The sequence below is a fragment of the Ruegeria profundi genome, from assembly GCF_049800715.1.
GTDB classification, from domain to species: Bacteria; Pseudomonadota; Alphaproteobacteria; order Rhodobacterales; family Rhodobacteraceae; genus Ruegeria; species Ruegeria profundi_A.
The window spans coordinates 306,085-323,465 of record NZ_JBNAFO010000001.1 but is presented as its reverse complement, the minus strand read 5'-3'; the positions used below and the strand labels follow the sequence as shown (position 1 = coordinate 323,465).

The window sequence follows — 17,381 nt, the reverse complement described above, 5'->3', positions numbered from 1 at the left end:
GGCATGAGTACCCAAGATCCCAAATCCCTGATCCGCATTGCCCGCGACGCAGGCGAACACACGGAACCCGAGCCTTTGGACCTGGGCGCCCGCGTGCGCGAGTTGCGCAAGGCGCGCAACTGGACGCTGGAGCAGGCAGCCTCGCAGGCCGGTCTGGCGCGTTCGACGCTCAGCAAGATCGAAAATGGTCAGATGTCACCCACCTACGATGCGCTGAAAAAGCTGGCCATCGGGTTGGAGATCTCGGTGCCTCAGCTCTTTACCCCGCCGCAGCGTGAGCAGGTGATTGGTCGTATGGCCGTGACCCGGTCCGGCGAGGGGGCTGCACATGCCACTGCCACCTATGAGCATGAGTTGCTGGCTGAAACCCTGACGAAAAAGCAGATGCTCCCCTATCGCGCCCGCGTCCGCGCCCGCTCGATGGATGAGTTCGAAGGTTGGGTGCGCCATGACGGGGAGGAGTTCATGTACGTCCTGACCGGAGTCGTGCGGTTGTATACCGAGTTTTACGAACCCGTTGAGATGCGCCGGGGCGACAGCGCCTATTACGACGGCAGCATGGGGCACAATGTGATTTCGGTCAGCGATGAGGATGCGACCATCCTCTGGGTGACGTCACTGGCCTAGGATCAGTTCAATTCGCGGTTCAGTGATTCCGTGAACAAAAAATCTTCGACCTCTTCGTGGGCTTCATTGACGGTCAGGTGATGGCGTTCGGCCAGATAGGCTTCGAACTGTTTGCGATCCTTGCCGACACGCGGCATGTCCTTGTCCCTCAGGTTGGGAAAACGGCGTTTCGCGCGGGCGTAGCACGCGTTCCAGTCTTGTGTCAGATCGGTCCAGTTCAGCATCTGCGAGCTTTCCTTCTTCGGGTTTCAGGACGGCTCTCCCCTATGAACAGCGTACGGACGAGTTGACGCAGCGGAAGACATGACAAGATGTCGCACCCCTGGCCTGATCAGAATTATGCCGATCAGAGTCAGGTTTACGCGGCAGGTTTGGCGCAAAATCCGGTGAAATGCCCATATATAGGGGCGCTTTGCGCTATGAGCTCATGATTTTGTTCATCGCGGAATGTGCCAGTTTTTGCCGATCTCCACGTGCATAAGGTGTCAGGTCCGGTGCGTTACACCCTATGCGCGTGGTTCTAATCGGCGTACCACCAGACCTCGGGCATGTATTGCGGGCCATCGCCGTAGATCGGCAGGGTCTCGGGGTATTTCAGTGCACTGACATGGGCGATACGACCGACGTCGAAGCTCCAGATCGGGATCACGTATCGGCCCGCCGTCAGAACGCGGTCGAGGGCGCGGGTGGCGGCCACGAAATCCTCACGGCTTTCCGAAGCGAGCATGGCGTCGATCATCCCGTCAACAGCCGGTGAGGCGACACCCATCAGGTTGCGCGTGCCCGGCGCATCGGTGGACTCGCTGCCCCAATAAAGGCGCTGTTCATTACCCGGCGACAGTGACAGGGCACGGCGGAACGGAGTCATATCGAAATCTAGCTCAGATACCCGCCCGGTATATTGCGCATTGTCGACACGCTCAGTCGTGACTTGAATGCCCAGACGTTCCAACGCACGGGTGTAGATCTCGACCGCTGTCTGCATCTCACCATCGCCTTGTTGCAGCAGAACGGTGATCTGAAACGGCTCACCCGCTGCATTGCGCAGCACGCCGTCCTGAATGGTCCAGCCAGCCTCGGCCAACAGTTTTGCCGCCTTACGCAGGTTCGCGCGATTGCGGGCCGAGCCGTCGCCCTCGGGTGGGGCGTAGCCTTCAAGCGTTCCGGGGATCAGGTCTGCGCTATAGGGCGCCAACAGGTCCGCAACGCGCCCCGTCGCGGGTCCCGGTTGCATCGCCAGATCAGAGCCCGAGAAATAGGATGAGATCCGCGACTGTGCACCGCCGGTGATCGTGTCGTTGATGAATTCGAAGTTGAAGGCCAGCATCAGGGCTTCACGCACGCGCCAGTCGTCGAACGGAGCTTTGCGGGTGTTCATCACCAGCCCGGTCATGCCCGAGGGCTTACCATGCGGGATCTCGGTCTTGATCACATCGCCACGTTGAACGGCGGGGAAGCTGTACTGCGTGTCCCATTTGTCGGCGTTGAACTCACGCACGGCGGAAAGCTCTCCGGCTTTGAAGGCTTCGAACAGAACGGTGGCATCGCCGTAGAATTCGATCCGGATGTCATCGAAATTCATCGTGCCACGGCGAAACGGAACATCAGCGCCCCAATAGTCTGGATTTCTGCGCAGGTTCACATAGCGCCCTGCCTCGTAATCTTCGACCACATAGGGTCCGCTTCCGACAGGAACGTCGTGCAACTGCGCGTCGGCAAAATCCTTCCCCTCCCATTGGGCTTTCTGAAGGATCGGGCGCAGCCCCACGATCAATGCAAGTTCGCGGTCGGCCTCGTTAAAGTTGATCCGGACCGAGCGCGGGCCGGTCTGATCGATACTGTCGATCTTGGACCAGAGACCGCGATAGCGCAGATGCCCTTCGGTCCCGAGGGTTTGGAAAGACCAGATCACATCGTCAACTGTGACCGGGGTGCCATCGGAGAATCGAGCCTCGTCCCGGAGTGTAAATTCCACCCATGACCGGTCTGGCGCAGTCTCAACCGATTCGGCTAACAGCCCGTAAAGAGTGAAAGGTTCGTCCCAAGAGCGGCCCATCAGGCTCTCGTGGGTCCAAAATCTTAACTGCCACGGAGTGGTGCCTTTTTGCACAAACGGGTTCAAACTGTTAAAGCCGCCGGTGTTTCCGAAAACGACTTTGCCGCCTTTGGGCGCCTCTGGGTTCGCATAGGGTAGAGACACAAAATCCGGTGGTAAGGCCGGGTCGCCATACATAGCTATGCCATGAGTCGATTCTGCTTGTGCCAAAGAGGACGCAAAAAGCAGGGCGATTCCCGCTGCCAAACCACGAAGCGGGTGTGAAAAATACGGGCTCATTTTGGAAACAATCCTGCTCTGGCCTTATTTTGTTGGGATTCATCGTAGCGATGATTTTTCTTGTTTTCAAACTTTTAGCTTGGACGAAAGCGCAGAATTGCTTATAAAGGTCTCACTGCTCGATAGGTTTCTTGCCTGTATGAAACCTGCCTCAATAACTTAACGCCCGCTTCGTGCGGGCGTTTTTTTTTGGCAGTTTTACAACCGGGCGCGACGCAGTTCCCCGTTTTCTTTGCAGGTGCAGCATGGCACTGTGCGCTCAGTGGACTTTTGAGGGAGAGCGGTCATGAGCCTTTCGGGAAAAACGGCAATCGTCACAGGATCGAATTCAGGGATCGGGCTGGGTGTCGCGCGCGAGCTGGCAAGAGCCGGGGCGGATGTGGTTCTGAATTCGTTCACGGATCGGGACGAAGATCATGCGCTGGCGGCTGAGATTGCAGCCGAGACAGGCACCAATGCACGCTACATCAAAGCGGATATGTCGAAGGGTGCGGAATGCCGGGCGCTGATCGAACAGGCCGGTACTTGTGACATTCTCGTGAACAACGCGGGTATTCAGCACGTCTCGCCCATCGATCAGTTCCCGGTGGACAAGTGGGATGCAATCATCGCGATCAACATGAACTCGGCCTTTCACACCACGGCGGCGGCATTGCCCCTGATGCGTGCGGCGGGCTGGGGGCGGATCGTGAATATTGCCTCGGCCCATGGGCTGACCGCGTCGCCCTATAAGACGGCCTATGTGGCGGCCAAGCATGGGGTTGTGGGGATGACGAAATCCATCGCTTTGGAAACCGCGCAGGAGCCGATCACCTGCAACGCGGTCTGTCCGGGCTATGTGCTGACGCCGCTGGTCGAGGCTCAGATTCCCGACACGATGAAAGAATACAACATGAGCCGTGAGGACGTGATCAAGAACGTTATGCTGGAACGGCAGCCGTCGAAAGAGTTTGCAACGGTTGAGCAATTGGGTGGGACGACGGTGTTCCTATGCTCGGACGCGGCGGCGCAGATTACCGGAACGACGATCTCGGTCGATGGTGGCTGGACGGCTTTGTGAACTTTCATGGGGGCTCTGCCCCCATACCCCCGGGATATTTTTGGCCAGATGAAGAGGCGGAACCATGAAATGGATCAATCTGGCATTGCAGGGTGGTGGGGCGCATGGGGCGTTCACTTGGGGTGTCCTCGACCGCCTCCTCGATGAAGAGGATATTGAGGTTGCGGCGATCACTGGAACCTCAGCCGGGGCATTGAACGGGGCTGCGTTCAAGTCGGGCATGGTTGCAAATGGGCGCGAGGGCGCGCGGGCGCGGCTGGACGGATTGTGGAAACGCATGGGGGCGCTTGGCGATATGCGAATTGCCAACTGGTTCCGGGGGCTGGAGCCTGCGAGCATCGCGCAGGCGATGGAGTATTCGCTGCCTTACTCCATTGGAGATGCGTGGTCCCGGATGGTGTCCCCCTATGCCTATGGTCCGTTCTATTCGAACCCGCTGGAATCCGTGGTGGATCGGTTCAACTTTGATGAGGTTTGCGCTGATCAGGGGCCACGTCTGTTTGTTTGCGCGACTTGCGTGCGCAGCGGCAAGATCCGTGTGTTTACGGGCGATGAGATCTCGACAAATGCGATTTTGGCTTCGGCCTGTTTGCCCACGCTGTTCAAAGCGGTTGAGATTTACGACCCCGAAACCGACATGAAGGAGGCCTATTGGGATGGCGGCTACACTGGCAACCCGGCGCTGTACCCGTTGTTCGAGGACGACTTGCCGGATGATGTGGTGATCGTGAATATCAACCCTCTGGAACGGGACGAGTTGCCGGTTACGCCGCAGCAAATCCAGAACCGGATTAATGAAATCAGCTTTAACTCATCCCTATTTCGCGAGCTGCGGGCGATCAATTTCGTTCAGCGGCTGCTGGAAGAAGGCAAGTTGAAAGCGGGTGAGATGAGCCGTGTGTTAGTCCACATGATTGCAGATAATGAGCTGATGAACAGCCTGTCCGTGGCGACCAAAACGGTGCCCAATCCGGTGATCCTGCACAAGTTGAAGCACGCGGGTCGCGATGCGGCAGATGGGTTTTTGGCGCGCCACAAGGATGATCTTGGACAGCACAGTACCGTCGATCTGCCCGCGATGTTCGGCTGATTACTCGGGCGGCTGTGTCGGGTCTTTTTCGTTAGGATAGACCAGACCGGCCGAGATTACGAGTTTCGCGGCCTCTTCAATCGACATGTCCAGGAGGATCACATCCTCTTCCGGGAAGAACAGCAGAAAGCCGGAGGTTGGGTTGGGCGTTGTCGGGATGAAGATGCTCAGGAGGTTGCCACCTGTTTCGGCGCGATTGCTAACCTCACCCCTTGCTGTGGTCGATACGAACCCGATGGCCCAGATGCCACGCCGCGGATACTGCACGAGGCAGGCTTTCTCGAATGAGCGCTCGGTCTGCGCGAACACCGTCTCCGAGATCTGTTTGATCCCGGAATAGATCGAACGGACGATCGGCATCCGATCGACGAGGCTCTCGGTGAATGAGATGAAGGACCGGCCCAAGATGCCTTTGGCGACCCAGCCGACCAGAATTGTGAACACCAGGAAGATGATGACCCCGACGCCGCGCAGGTTGATGCCCACATATTCTTCGGGGCGGAACTGCTGTGGCACCAGCGGCAGAACGGCGCTGTCGATCCAGCCCACGACGGACCAGATCAGCCAGATTGTCAGCCAAACAGGCGCAATGACAACGATACCCGTCAGAAAAGAACCGCGCAGGCGCGAGAACAAGCCGGGGCGGCGATGGGGCTCTTCGTCAAACGGTGTGTTCATTACAGGTCCGATTGGTTTGCGAAACTACCTAAGCAGTCCGATGCGCCCGTGCAATAGGGCAGGTTTACGCGCCGTTTACCAGTGCCTTAGCAATATTCGCCGCCAATCGTGCGTTGTTGCGCACCAAGGCGATGTTCGCGGTGAGTGAACGGCCCTCGGTCTTTTCAAAGATCCGTTGCAGCAGATAGGGCGTGACGGCCTTTCCGGTGATCCGATGAGCATCTGCATCCGCCTGGGCAGCGGCGATGATCGGGGCCAGCTCCTCGGCTGGGATCTGGTCTGCGGCCGGGATCGGGTTCGCGACCAGCTGACCGCCCGGTAGGCCCAGCGCGCGGCGCGTCGCATGAGCTTTTGCGATGGCCTCGGCACTGTCCATGCGCAGCGGTGCGGCATATGGGGATTGTGCGGACCAGAAGGCGGGAAAGGCATCCTGACCATAGGCGATGACCGGAACGCCCAGCGTTTCAAGAACCTCAAGCGTTTTAGCTAGATCGAGGATCGCCTTGGCACCAGCGGCCACGACTGTCACCGGGGTTTGGCCCAGCTCATGCAGGTCGGCTGAGATATCAAACGTGGTCTCGGCCCCCTGGTGGACGCCTCCGATCCCGCCGGTCGCAAACACCTCGATCCCCGCATATTGCGCGGCGATCATTGTTGCGGCCACTGTTGTGGCTCCGGTCCCGCCGGTCGAGATGCACGCCGCCATATCCGCGCGCGAGATTTTCGCAACACCCTGAGCCTGGCCCAGCGCCTGCAGCTGGTCGGGTTCAAGGCCCACATGCAGCACGCCTTCGATCACAGCCATGGTGGCTGGCACAGCTCCGGCATCGCGGATGTCCTGTTCCACCTGCGCGGCGACCTCAACGTTCTGAGGGTAGGGCATGCCGTGGGTAATGATGGTGCTTTCCAGCGCCACTATGGGGTGGCCTGCGTCTTTGGCTGCGCGGACCTCGGCAGAGTAGTGGATAGGGATCACAGCGGAGTTTCTCCTGAAACGTAAGTTGCAGCGGCGTGGAGCGCGCGGGTCAAAGCAGTTTGCGCGTCGGCGCCGTCTGATTCTGAAGCGATATGGGCGGCCATGAATGTGTCGCCAGCGCCGGTCACGCGGGTCACAAGCACAGACGGAGGTGTCTGGGTCAGAACGCCCTTGGCCGAGCCCACGGTGGCCGAATTGCCACCATCGGTGACGAGAACGCGCAGAGCGCCTCGGTCCAGCAGGCCTTTGGCGGCGGATTCGGAATCGGTAAACTCGCGCTGGCACAGCAAGCCAGCTTCCTCGAGGTTCACATAGAGTGTCGCGCGGGCGTGTTTGAGGAAAGGCAACAGGCGCTCGGCCTTGCCGGGTGAGGCCGGTGCAACCCGCAGGTCCGCCTTGGCAAAGGCGGGGCTTTGGGCGATTTCTTCCAGCAAGTCCAGCGTCAGGTTGCCGTCCAGCGCAATGGGTCCGTCAAACGGCGTGTTCTCATAGCCCAGCGGCCCGTGCATCAACGGACGCAGGATTTTCGCCCCCGAAGCCTCAAGCGAGTGGGCGTCAGCGATGGCCGCGATCAGGCCGTTGGCCCCTTCGACCGCCATGTAGCGATCGGTCGGCAGGTCTTGCGAGCGGTAGATATGGTCGGTGACCATGCCGAGCCGGGCGCAAGCGTGGACCAGCTCGTCACCCTCCGGGTCGCGGCCAATGGCGGTCAGTAGGGTAGGGGTCATGCCAAACCGCACCAGCGTCATGGCGATGTTCATGGCGACGCCGCCGGGCAGGCGGGTGATCCGCCCCGGCACGTCCGATCCTTGCCGCATGGCACTGGCCGAGCGTCCGATCACGTCCCACAGGACCGAGCCGATACACAGGATTTCATTGTTCTGAGTCATGGTGCTGTCATGCCGCAGCGCTGAGGGCCGTGCAAGCCAGAACGTCAGCGGTAACAGAGATAAGGCCTCTGTGATCTCGCCCGCGGTCGTTTCGACTTGCGATCCGATGCGTTCGGCGGGACACTCGGCCTATATGATTGATGATTTTATTGATGAGCGTCGCAGATGAGCGGTATTTTCCGTTTCCTCCTGATTTTGCCTGTCTTTCTGGTGCTTTCGGCGTGGCCCGCGAAGGCTCAGACCCCTCCGACTATTGTCGAGTTCTGGACGAAGACAGACACTCTGTTCCTTGAGGTCACGCTGAATGCCGAGATGTTCTTGGCCGGGATCGACCCCGAAACCCGCCAGGATTTTGCCGATGACGCGCGGTACAGAGAGTTGCGCCGACGGGTCTCCTCAGAGCTGGAGCCTGAAGTTCGGTCGTTTGTCAAAGACTGGGCCGAGACGCTGCGGGTCGAACTCCCAGGCCCGGCCCGCCTGTCCTATGAGGGCGTGCGCATTCCCATTGTCGGCGATACTGATACTCCGCGTTTGTCAAAGCTGTTGCTGGCCGCGCCGCTGCCGGAAGGCGCGTCGAGTTTGCGCCTGACATGGCCCGAGGGGCACGGGCCTGCCGTCGTGAAACAACAGCGTGTCGACGCACCCTACACGGGCTATTTGGTCGCCGGAGAGGTCAGCCCTCTGATCCCGTTGCAAGGCGGTGCCGCGCTCAGCCCGCAACAGGTGCTGCAGGTGTTTCTGCCCAAGGGTCTGTCTCGCATCCTGCCGCATGGCTATCACGAGATCGCCATTGTGCTATCGCTGGTCTTTTTGACTCTCAGCCTGCGTCCGCTGTTGGCGCAGATGTTGTTTGTGTCCCTAGGACTGATCTTCGGTCTGGCGCTTTCGGTCTATGGCGCGGTTGCGTTGCCCTCTGCGGTGGCCTCTCAGGCGCTTGCGGCTGCAACCCTCGTTTTGGCGCTGTGGAATTTGGTTCTCAGGCGTCTGACCGTTTTCCGCTTGCTCGCTGTTTTTGGTGCCGGATTGTTGTGTGGGATCACGCTCAGCACCTCGCTGGCGAGAATTGGGGTGCCACCGGATCATTTGCCGCCCGCGATATTCGGCTATGCGGGCGGAGTACTGGTAGCGCTCTACGCCATAGCTGCCGTAAGTTTTGTGATCTCGGCGCTGATTGCCGGGGCGTCTGAGAGGATGCGAGGCCGGATATCCGTTCTGGCCTCGATCCTGATTGCGGGAATTGCCGTTTATTGGTTGGCCGAGCCCCTGATACTCAGCTAGCCATATGGGACAACAACTCCTCCAGAGCGGCCGCCGGGTCCTCGGCCGACCAGATTTCGTTGCCGATGCCGAAGAAATCCGTATGCGGGGACAGGGTGCGGATCAGGTCTGGGGTCAGGCCGCCCTCGGCCACGACCGGGACCTCGATCATTTCTGACCACCATTGGAACAGGTCTTTCTCGGCCAGCGTCCCGTCACCAAGCGAGGATGTGCCTACTGGACCGAAGGCGACATAGTCGACGCCGGCTTCGCCAGCCGTCATGCCGTCATGGCTGGAGGCCCCACAAAAACTGCCGACAATCGCATCTGCACCAAGCTCTTTGCGCGCAGCCCGAACCGAGCGCGCCGCATCGTCCAGATGCACACCGTCCAACCCCAGCCGTTGCGCCAGCAGAACGTGGTTGGAGATCACGATGGCCACGTCGCGCGCATGGGCAACCTCGCGGCAGGCATCTGCGGCGCGGGCAATCGTGTCCTCGTCATTCCCAGCCAAGGCCAGCCGGATGCAAGCAATCCCGGTCCCGTCCAGAACCCGCGCTAATTGGTCAGGGAAGGTGCTGAGCGTGATGGTCGGCGGTGTGATCAGATAGATCTGCGGCTGCTCGGGGGTGTCCATTAGTGCGTCCTTCGCTTTCATTCTTTGGCGCGGTTTAGCGGATTGAGCGGGGGAAGCAAACTTTTATGCCTGCCGAGCGGGTATTTGGAAACAGAAGAAGAGGATCGGGTTGCCCTGATGGGGCTGGGTGATTAGAGCAGGCGGAACTTACGGAGACAGCCATGCCTAGTGACACCTCTCAGCCTTCCTTTGTGCTCGTGCGCCCGCAAATGGGCGAAAACATCGGTGCCGCCGCGCGGGCAATGTGGAATTTCGGGCTGGACCGGATGCGGATCGTGGCTCCTCGGGACGGGTGGCCGAACCCTAAGGCGGTGGCGATGTCCAGCGGTGCCGGTCGACTTCTGGATGAGGCGCAATTGTTTGACGATCTGGCGGGGTCGCTGTCTGACACCACCTTTGTGTTTGCGACCACCGCACGGCAACGCGGGTTGACCAAGCCGGTCTACAGCCCGGAACGCGCCATGCAGATCGCGGCTGAAAAGGTCGCCGCAGGTGAAAAGGTCGCCGTTCTGTTTGGCCCCGAACGTGCGGGGCTTGAAAATGAGGATATCGCCAAGGCCAATGCCATCATCTCCGTGCCTGTGAACCCGGAATATGCCTCGCTCAACCTTGGACAATGCGTGCTGCTGACCGCCTATGAGTGGATGCGTCAGACCGGTGATGTGGTGCATGAGGCTACCGATCTGGGCAAGGGCGACTGGGCGACCGGCATCGAGGTCGAGAAGCTGGTCGAACACTATGAAGATCGGCTGGAAGAGGCTGGTTTCTTCTACCCGCCAGAAAAGGCCGAGGGTATGAAAACCAATCTGCGCAACCTGTGGTCGCGGATGCGGATGACGCGGGCGGATGTGCAGATGCTGCACGGAGTCATGCGTCAGATGGTCCGTTGGAAAGACAAAGGGTAAGGCTGGACCTTGCCCCTCACTGGCCCTAGCTTGCGACGAAATCCAGGACATATGAGGACAGCATGAGCGCCAAGCGCAGCATCTTCGAAGAAGTCTCAGACACCGAAAAACAACAGGCCGTTCAACCCGGTATGATCGACAAGGGCCGGGGCGGGGCACGCAAGGCGATCCGGGCGTGGCTGATGATCCTGTTCGCTCTGGTCGTTGTGATGATCGCCGTTGGGGGCCTAACCCGGCTGACCGATAGTGGGTTGTCAATTACCGAATGGCGTCCGATCACTGGGGCCATCCCGCCGATGACCGAGGCCGACTGGCAATCCGAATTCGACAAGTACAAGGAAATCGACCAGTGGCGCATCCAGAACCAGTGGATGGAGCTGAACGATTTCAAGTTCATCTACTGGTGGGAATGGGGCCACCGCCAATTGGGCCGCGTGATCGGCTTGGTTTGGGCGCTTGGTTTCTTTGGCTTCCTGATCGCGCGCAAAATCCCCACGGGTTGGACCGGCAAACTGCTGATCCCCGGTGCCTTGGGCGGCGTTCAGGGTGCGGTCGGCTGGTGGATGGTTGCCTCGGGTGTGACGCAGGGCGAAGGCATGACGGCCGTTGCAAGCTATCGTCTGGCGACGCATCTGGGCTTGGCCTTTGTGATCCTTGGGTTCCTCGCGTGGTATATCTTTGAACTTGGCCGGGACGAGCGCGACCTCATGCAGGCCCGCCGCGCGAAAGAGGCGAAACTGTTCTCGCTCTCGACCGGTTTGCTGCATTTCACCTTTGTGCAGATCCTCATCGGTGCGCTGGTCGCCGGGATTGACGCTGGGCGGTCTTACACAGACTGGCCTATGATCGGTGGGCAGCTGTTGCCGCCAGATGCGACCATGCTGGAACCGCTATGGCGCAACTTCTTCGAAAGCCCCGGTCTGGTGCAGTTCATCCACCGTTGCGCGGGCTATCTGCTGTTCATCTTCGCCATCATCGTCTGGCGTCGGGGGCAGGGCAGCGCCCATCCACAAACCCGTTTTGCCTTCAATGCAGCCTTTGCAGCCCTGTCTTTACAGGTGGTGGTCGGGATCGTCACGGTCGTCTACGCAGCCCCTTGGCAGATCGCCATTTTCCACCAGTTCATGGCCGTCGTGGTCTGGACCCTGATCCTACGCGCGCGCTTCCTGAGCGGCTATCCCATTGCAACCTCAATCCGTGGAGCGTGACCCGATGAGCGCCTTTGACGACCTGATGGCCTTTCAACGTGAAACCTCGGCGCTTGGTCAGATCGCCGGCCGGCTCGGCTGGGATCAGGAGACCATGATGCCGCGCGGAGCTGCCCCGCAACGGGCCGAGGAAATGGCCGCGATTGAGGCCGTTTTGCACGCCCGCAAGTCCGACCCGCGCGTGGCCGAATGGCTGGACCAAGCCAACGCGAATGATGCCTCGGGTCAGGCCCAGTTGCGTGAGATCCGCCGGTCCTATGAGCGCACCATCAAAGTCCCCGCCGATCTGGCCAAAGCTCTTGCTCGGGTCACCTCTGCCGCGCAAGGCAAATGGGCGCAGGCGCGCGCGGATGAGGATGTCTCGGCCTTCTTGCCAGTGCTGGAAGAAGTCGTTGCGCTGAAACGCGAGGAAGGGGCCGCACTGGCGCAGGGCGGTGACGTTTATGACGCCATGGTCGAGGATTATGAGCCCTACACGACAGGCGCCCAGATTGCCGAGATCTTCGATCAGATGCGTCCCCGCTTGGTCGCGTTGCGAGCGGCGGTTCTGGATCGGCCTGCCCCAAAGGCGCTGGAGGGTTCTTTCGACGAAACCGAACAGATGCGCCTGACGCAAAAACTGGCGCGTGCCTTCGGCTATGACCTGAACCGGGGCCGCGTCGACAAGGCGGTGCATCCGTTTAGCTCGGGCAGCGGCTCGGACGTGCGGATCACGACCCGGACCAGCGCGACTGACCCGTTCAACTGCTTCTACTCAACTATTCATGAGGTCGGCCACGCCGCCTATGAACAGGGCATCAACCCCGATTACGCGCTGACGCCTCTGGGTCAGGGCGTGTCGATGGGCGTGCATGAAAGCCAAAGCCGGATTTATGAAAACCAGCTTGGCCGCTCGCGCGCCTTCACCGGATGGCTGTTCACCCAGATGCGCGACGCCTTCGGAGATTTCGGGATCGCGGATGCCGACGCCTTCTACGCGACTGTGAACCACGTCCAAAACGGCTATATCCGAACCGAGGCGGATGAGGTGCAATACAACCTGCACATCATGCTGCGCTTTGATCTGGAGCGTGCTTTGATGACCGGAGACCTGCAGGTCTCGGACCTCGAGGCTGCGTGGAATGACCGCTTCAAGGCGGATTTCGGCTATGCGGTCGACAAGCCCTCGAACGGGTGTTTGCAGGATGTGCATTGGTCCGTGGGTCTGTTCGGCTATTTCCCGACCTACTCGCTGGGCAACGTCTATGCCGGGTGTCTCTATCAGGCGCTGCGCAGCGCCGTGCCGGGGCTGGATGGCCAATTGGCCGAAGGTGATACCTCGGGCGCGACCACGTGGCTGCGTGAGAATGTCCAGCAATATGGTGGGCTCTACGCCCCGCGTGAGGTCATTGAGCGTGCAAGCGGTGTTGAACCGGGGCCGGACCCGCTGCTCAGCTATCTTGAGCAGAAATTCGGTGCGCTCTACGGGCTATAACCCGGACCACTCACGTTGCCGTGTGCCCGCGTGGTATTCCGCGCGGGAGTGGCTAGGGTAGGGCATCTGACCCCGGCGGAGACGACTGTGCCCTTCACATCTTTGGTAAAACCACGGCTGGCCGAAATTATCACCAGCCGAGGTCTACAAAACGCGCGTCGTGGCCTGCATGATCTGGGCCGTAGGGCGCGTGGCACGCAGCACGAAGTTCACTATTTCCACGACGCGTCAGACCCGTATTGCGCTCTGATCGCGCAGATTTTGCCAGCATTTGAGGCGCGCTATGACACTGCGCTACGCCCGCATTTGATCTCAGGCCCACCATCCGAGGCGGTTCCCGACCCGAAAGCGCATCGTGAGAACGCCTTAAAGGACGCGTCGCGCTTGGCGCAAAAGCTGGGTTTGGACTCGCCGAAGGCGGATGGTGTAGCGCCAGAGGTCAACGCTCGTCTGGCCGCCCATTTTGGAGATCCGGATTTCTCGCAACATCTCAAGGCCATCAGCGCTGCTCAATGGGCCGGGAGGGATCTACCTGCGGGGAAACAGAGTGATCCCACCGCCTCCCTGCGCGCCGGGGATCAGGAGTTGCGTACCATGGGGCACTACCTTGGCGGCATGTTTTACTATGGCGGCGAATGGTACGGGGGTGTGGACCGACTGCACTATCTTGAAGACAGGTTGCAAAATGCCGGGCTGGGCACCGGCCCCCTTCTGGTGCCGCCCCCAGAGCTGGTGTTTGATCGCCAAGGGGACACCCCAAAAACTCTGGAGTTCTTTTTCTCCTTCCGCAGCCCGTATTCCTATCTGGCTTTTGACCGGGTTCAGCATTTGGCGGATCAACACAAAGCCGAACTGATCCTGCGCCCGGTGCTGCCGATGCTGATGCGCGGCCTGCCGGTGCCAAAGGCGAAATCCCGATACATCCTTCGGGATTGCACGCGTGAGGCACGGCGGTTGGGTATCCCGTTTGGCCGTATCTGCGACCCTCTGGGCGCGGGGGTCGAGCGCGGTTATGCGTTGTTCGACTACGCCGAATCCGATGGTCGGATGGCCACGTTTTGCTCTGCTTTCATGCGCTCGGTCTGGTCCGAGGGTGCGGACGCGGCGAGTGATAGGGGGCTATCCCATATTGTCAGGGCCGCCGGTCTGGATTGGGCCAAAGCGCGCGATGAGCTGAAATCACAGACTTGGCTTCGGCGGGTTGAGCAGAACCAAAACAGGTTGCAAGACGTTGGCCTTTGGGGTGTTCCCAGCTTCCACGTCGACGGTCAGAGCATTTGGGGTCAGGATCGGCTCTGGGCTGTGGCTGATCTATTGGGCACTGAATCAAAACAGGCGCTGCCGGGGTTCGGTTAGCGCCTGTTTCATGTGTTCTAGCCGAAAGATTATTCTTCGGCCTCGTCCTCATCGCCCTGATCGGCGATCCAGGCGACGCTGACGACCTCTTCGCCTTTGCCGGTGTTGAATACCCGCACGCCGCCGGCGCTGCGGGACCGGAAGGAAATGCCATCGACCGGCACGCGGATCGACTGACCTTTTGAAGTGGCCAGCATGATCTGGTCATCAATCTCGACCGGGAACGAGGCGACAAGTTCGCCGCCGCGCATCGCCTTGTCCATTGCGGCAACGCCCATGCCGCCGCGCCCACGGACAGGGTAGTCATGGCTGGAGCTCAGCTTGCCTGCGCCGCCCGCTGTAATGGTCAGGATCAGGTTCTCGGCGGCCGACATCTCGGCGTAGCGTTCCTGTGGCAGCACGCTGTCGGCATTCCCTTCATCCTCATCGCCCTCGGCCTCATCGGTGACGCCCGCCATCAGGCGGCGCATCTTGAGATAGGCGGCCCGCTCATCCGAGGTCGCATCGAAGTGGCGGATGACGGACATCGAAACCACTTCGTCATTGCCGGAGAGGCGCACACCGCGCACACCGACCGAGGAGCGGCTGTTGAACACCCGCACATCCGTCGTCGGGAAGCGGATCGCACGGCCCGATTTGGTGACCAGCATCACATCATCCTCTTCCGAGCAGATGCGCGCGTTGATCAGTTTCGTTTCGGCGTGCTCATCTTCGAACTTCATAGCGATCTTGCCGTTACGCTTCACATTGGTGAAGTCGGACAGGCGGTTGCGCCGCACGGTGCCTGCGCTGGTGGCGAAGACGACCTGAAGGTTTTCCCATTCCTCGTCCGGAACGTCGACCGGCATGATCGCCGCGATTGAGACTCCGTTTGGGATCGGCAGGATGTTGACGATCGCCTTGCCCTTGCCGGTACGCCCGGATTGCGGCAGGCGCCAGGTCTTCAGCTTGTAGACCATGCCATCGGTGGTGAAGAACAGCAGCTGCGTATGGGTGTTGGCCACGAAGAGCGTGGTGACCACGTCCTCTTCCTTGGTCTGCATGCCCGACAGGCCCTTGCCGCCGCGTTTCTGTGCCCGGAAATCGGCCAGTGGCGTGCGTTTGATATAGCCGCCCGAGGTGACGGTCACGACCATGTCTTCGCGTTCGATCAGGTCTTCGTCTTCCATGTCGCCCGACCAGTCGACGATCTCGGTGCGGCGTGGCACGGCGAACTGTTCGCGCACGTCGCGCAGCTCATCACCGATGATCGACATGATACGCTCACGCGAGGACAGAATATCCAGATATTCCTGAATCTTGGCGGCCAGTTGTTCCAGCTCGTCCGTGACCTCTTTGACGCCCAGTTGAGTCAGACGCTGCAGGCGCAGTTCGAGGATGGCGCGGGCCTGAACCTCGGTCAGGTTATAGGTGCCATCATCGTTCATCTTGGACAGAGGATCGTCGATCAGGCGCAGATAGCCCTCGATCTCGGCCGCAGGCCAACGGCGGGTCATCAGTTTCTCACGCGCCTCGGCGGCGTCTGCCGAAGACCGGATCGTGGCGACCACTTCGTCCACGTTCGACACAGCCACGGCCAGACCGCACAGGATGTGGCTGCGTTCGCGCGCTTTGCGCAGGTCATATGCGGTACGGCGGGCGACGACATCCTCGCGGAAGTCGATGAAGGATGTCAGGAATCGGCGCAGGGTCAATTGCTCGGGTCGGCCACCATTCAGGGCCAACATGTTGCAGCCGAAGGAGGTCTGCATCGGCGAGAAGCGATAAAGCTGGTTCAGCACCACCTCGGGCGTTGCATCGCGCTTCAGCTCGACCACCACGCGCACGCCGTTGCGGTCGGATTCGTCCTGAACATGCGCTACGCCTTCGATGCGCTTCTCACGTACTGCTTCGGCGATCTTTTCGATCATCGAGGCTTTGTTAACCTGATAAGGGATCTCATCCACGACAATGGCGTAGCGATCTTTGCGCAGTTCCTCGACTCTGGTCTTGGCGCGGATAATGACGCTGCCACGGCCTTCCAAATAGGCTTTGCGCGCACCGGAGCGGCCGAGCATGACGCCGCCGGTCGGAAAGTCGGGACCGGGGACGTATTCGATCAACTGCTCGGACGTCAGGTCCGGGTCGTCAATCAGCGCCAGCGTGGCGTCGACCACTTCGCCCAAATTGTGTGGAGGGATATTCGTCGCCATACCCACGGCGATACCGCCTGCGCCATTGACCAGCATGTTCGGGAAACGGGCGGGCAGGACGGTCGGCTCTTTGTCTTTGCCGTCATAGTTGTCCTGAAAATCGACCGTCTCTTTTTCGATATCGGCCAGCAGGGACGCAGCTGGTTTGTCCATCCGAACTTCGGTGTAACGCATGGCCGCCGGGTTATCGCCGTCCATCGAGCCAAAGTTGCCCTGACCGTCCAGCAACGGCAGCGACATCGAGAAATCCTGCGCCATCCGTACCAGCGCGTCATAGATCGCGCTGTCGCCATGCGGGTGGTATTTACCCATCACATCGCCGACCGGACGGGCCGATTTGCGATACGCCTTGTCATGCGTGTTACCGGTCTCGTGCATGGCGTACAAAATCCGCCGATGCACGGGTTTCAGGCCATCGCGCAGATCGGGGATCGCGCGGGAAACGATGACCGACATGGCATAGTCCAGATAGGACGTGCGCATCTCGGATTCGATGGAGACCGTCGGGCCGTCATAAACAGGGCGCTTGGGCGGGGTTTCATCCATGTTTTCAGGTGTTTCTGGCGTATCGCTCACGTAAACTGCTCGTTTCTTGTGCAGACTCTATATTTTGTGGTTCTATTCTATCAGACCCAGCACATAAGGTGCAAGCAAGCAACGAATCCGCGTGTGAAAATCCAAAGTAACACTCGGGTA

General features: G+C 60.0%; 15 protein-coding genes. 8 read left to right on the top strand and 7 right to left on the bottom strand.

Features of this window, described 5'->3' with window-relative positions:
• The first annotated feature begins 3 nt into the window (after positions 1-3).
• A complete protein-coding gene (locus ACP15L_RS01615) occupies positions 4-627 on the top strand; it encodes a helix-turn-helix domain-containing protein (protein ID WP_170373845.1) in 624 nt (207 codons plus the stop codon).
• A gap of 2 nt (positions 628-629) precedes the next feature.
• On the opposite strand, the gene ACP15L_RS01610 is transcribed toward ACP15L_RS01615, so the two are convergent.
• Together ACP15L_RS01610 and ACP15L_RS01605 are read right to left on the bottom strand one after the other, a co-directional pair.
• Positions 630-851, bottom strand: coding sequence for a hypothetical protein (locus ACP15L_RS01610; protein ID WP_170373844.1), 222 nt, complete (start codon positions 849-851; stop codon positions 630-632).
• A 296-nt stretch (positions 852-1,147) separates the two neighbouring features.
• Complete coding sequence (locus ACP15L_RS01605) at positions 1,148-2,962, bottom strand: extracellular solute-binding protein (protein WP_425082879.1); 1,815 nt, start codon at positions 2,960-2,962, stop codon at positions 1,148-1,150.
• A gap of 286 nt (positions 2,963-3,248) precedes the next feature.
• Between ACP15L_RS01605 and ACP15L_RS01600 the strand changes: the two genes are divergently transcribed.
• Positions 3,249-4,022, top strand: coding sequence for a 3-hydroxybutyrate dehydrogenase (locus tag ACP15L_RS01600; RefSeq protein WP_425082878.1), 774 nt, complete (start codon positions 3,249-3,251; stop codon positions 4,020-4,022).
• A gap of 64 nt (positions 4,023-4,086) precedes the next feature.
• Positions 4,087-5,112, top strand: a complete 1,026-nt coding sequence (locus tag ACP15L_RS01595; RefSeq protein ID WP_425082877.1) for a patatin-like phospholipase family protein — start codon at positions 4,087-4,089, stop codon at positions 5,110-5,112.
• Here the strand turns inward: ACP15L_RS01595 and ACP15L_RS01590 are convergent, their stop codons facing one another.
• The 3 genes from ACP15L_RS01590 to ACP15L_RS01580 all read right to left on the bottom strand — a co-directional run bounded on the left by ACP15L_RS01590 (position 5,113) and on the right by ACP15L_RS01580 (position 7,656).
• Positions 5,113-5,790: a DUF502 domain-containing protein gene (locus ACP15L_RS01590; RefSeq protein ID WP_170373840.1), complete on the bottom strand. Its 678-nt coding sequence runs from the start codon at positions 5,788-5,790 to the stop codon at positions 5,113-5,115.
• A 64-nt stretch (positions 5,791-5,854) separates the two neighbouring features.
• Complete coding sequence (locus ACP15L_RS01585; protein ID WP_170458499.1) at positions 5,855-6,766, bottom strand: pseudouridine-5'-phosphate glycosidase; 912 nt, start codon at positions 6,764-6,766, stop codon at positions 5,855-5,857.
• Positions 6,763-7,656, bottom strand: a complete 894-nt coding sequence (locus tag ACP15L_RS01580; RefSeq protein ID WP_425082876.1) for a PfkB family carbohydrate kinase — start codon at positions 7,654-7,656, stop codon at positions 6,763-6,765. Before ACP15L_RS01580 ends, ACP15L_RS01585 begins: the two co-directional genes overlap by 4 nt.
• Positions 7,657-7,821: 165 nt before the next feature.
• Here ACP15L_RS01580 and ACP15L_RS01575 point away from each other — a divergent pair, with 165 nt between their 5' ends.
• The gene (locus tag ACP15L_RS01575) at positions 7,822-8,934 is read left to right on the top strand and encodes a HupE/UreJ family protein (protein ID WP_425082875.1); all 1,113 of its coding nucleotides are present in this window, start codon (positions 7,822-7,824) and stop codon (positions 8,932-8,934) included.
• On the opposite strand, the gene ACP15L_RS01570 is transcribed toward ACP15L_RS01575, so the two are convergent.
• A complete protein-coding gene (locus ACP15L_RS01570; protein WP_425082874.1) occupies positions 8,927-9,550 on the bottom strand; it encodes a thiamine phosphate synthase in 624 nt (207 codons plus the stop codon). The genes ACP15L_RS01575 and ACP15L_RS01570 overlap by 8 nt on opposite strands.
• 161 nt (positions 9,551-9,711) lie before the next feature.
• On the opposite strand from ACP15L_RS01570, the gene ACP15L_RS01565 reads away from it, so the two are divergent.
• The 4 genes from ACP15L_RS01565 to ACP15L_RS01550 all read left to right on the top strand — a co-directional run bounded on the left by ACP15L_RS01565 (position 9,712) and on the right by ACP15L_RS01550 (position 14,493).
• Positions 9,712-10,455: an RNA methyltransferase gene (locus ACP15L_RS01565; RefSeq protein WP_170373836.1), complete on the top strand. Its 744-nt coding sequence runs from the start codon at positions 9,712-9,714 to the stop codon at positions 10,453-10,455.
• 62 nt (positions 10,456-10,517) lie between these two features.
• Positions 10,518-11,663, top strand: coding sequence for a heme A synthase (gene ctaA / locus ACP15L_RS01560; protein ID WP_425082873.1), 1,146 nt, complete (start codon positions 10,518-10,520; stop codon positions 11,661-11,663).
• A gap of 4 nt (positions 11,664-11,667) precedes the next feature.
• Positions 11,668-13,137: a carboxypeptidase M32 gene (locus tag ACP15L_RS01555; protein WP_425082872.1), complete on the top strand. Its 1,470-nt coding sequence runs from the start codon at positions 11,668-11,670 to the stop codon at positions 13,135-13,137.
• Between the two features lie 87 nt (positions 13,138-13,224).
• On the top strand, positions 13,225-14,493 hold the full coding sequence (locus ACP15L_RS01550; RefSeq protein ID WP_425082871.1) for a DsbA family protein: 1,269 nt from the start codon (positions 13,225-13,227) through the stop codon (positions 14,491-14,493).
• 29 nt (positions 14,494-14,522) lie between these two features.
• Here ACP15L_RS01550 and gyrA read toward each other — a convergent pair whose 3' ends face one another.
• The gene (gene gyrA, locus ACP15L_RS01545) at positions 14,523-17,231 is read right to left on the bottom strand and encodes a DNA gyrase subunit A (protein ID WP_425083201.1); all 2,709 of its coding nucleotides are present in this window, start codon (positions 17,229-17,231) and stop codon (positions 14,523-14,525) included.
• Positions 17,232-17,381: the final 150 nt, after the last annotated feature.

Coding starts and splice junctions, on each gene's coding strand:
- ACP15L_RS01615 (WP_170373845.1), top strand. CDS start 4: ATGAGTACCCAAGATCCCAAATCCCTGATCCGCATTGCCCGCGACGCA.
- ctaA (WP_425082873.1), top strand. CDS start 10,518: ATGAGCGCCAAGCGCAGCATCTTCGAAGAAGTCTCAGACACCGAAAAA.
- ACP15L_RS01570 (WP_425082874.1), bottom strand. CDS start 9,550: ATGGACACCCCCGAGCAGCCGCAGATCTATCTGATCACACCGCCGACC.
- ACP15L_RS01590 (WP_170373840.1), bottom strand. CDS start 5,790: ATGAACACACCGTTTGACGAAGAGCCCCATCGCCGCCCCGGCTTGTTC.
- ACP15L_RS01600 (WP_425082878.1), top strand. CDS start 3,249: ATGAGCCTTTCGGGAAAAACGGCAATCGTCACAGGATCGAATTCAGGG.
- ACP15L_RS01595 (WP_425082877.1), top strand. CDS start 4,087: ATGAAATGGATCAATCTGGCATTGCAGGGTGGTGGGGCGCATGGGGCG.
- ACP15L_RS01565 (WP_170373836.1), top strand. CDS start 9,712: ATGCCTAGTGACACCTCTCAGCCTTCCTTTGTGCTCGTGCGCCCGCAA.
- ACP15L_RS01580 (WP_425082876.1), bottom strand. CDS start 7,656: ATGACTCAGAACAATGAAATCCTGTGTATCGGCTCGGTCCTGTGGGAC.
- gyrA (WP_425083201.1), bottom strand. CDS start 17,231: ATGGATGAAACCCCGCCCAAGCGCCCTGTTTATGACGGCCCGACGGTC.
- ACP15L_RS01555 (WP_425082872.1), top strand. CDS start 11,668: ATGAGCGCCTTTGACGACCTGATGGCCTTTCAACGTGAAACCTCGGCG.
- ACP15L_RS01605 (WP_425082879.1), bottom strand. CDS start 2,962: ATGAGCCCGTATTTTTCACACCCGCTTCGTGGTTTGGCAGCGGGAATC.
- ACP15L_RS01610 (WP_170373844.1), bottom strand. CDS start 851: ATGCTGAACTGGACCGATCTGACACAAGACTGGAACGCGTGCTACGCC.
- ACP15L_RS01575 (WP_425082875.1), top strand. CDS start 7,822: ATGAGCGGTATTTTCCGTTTCCTCCTGATTTTGCCTGTCTTTCTGGTG.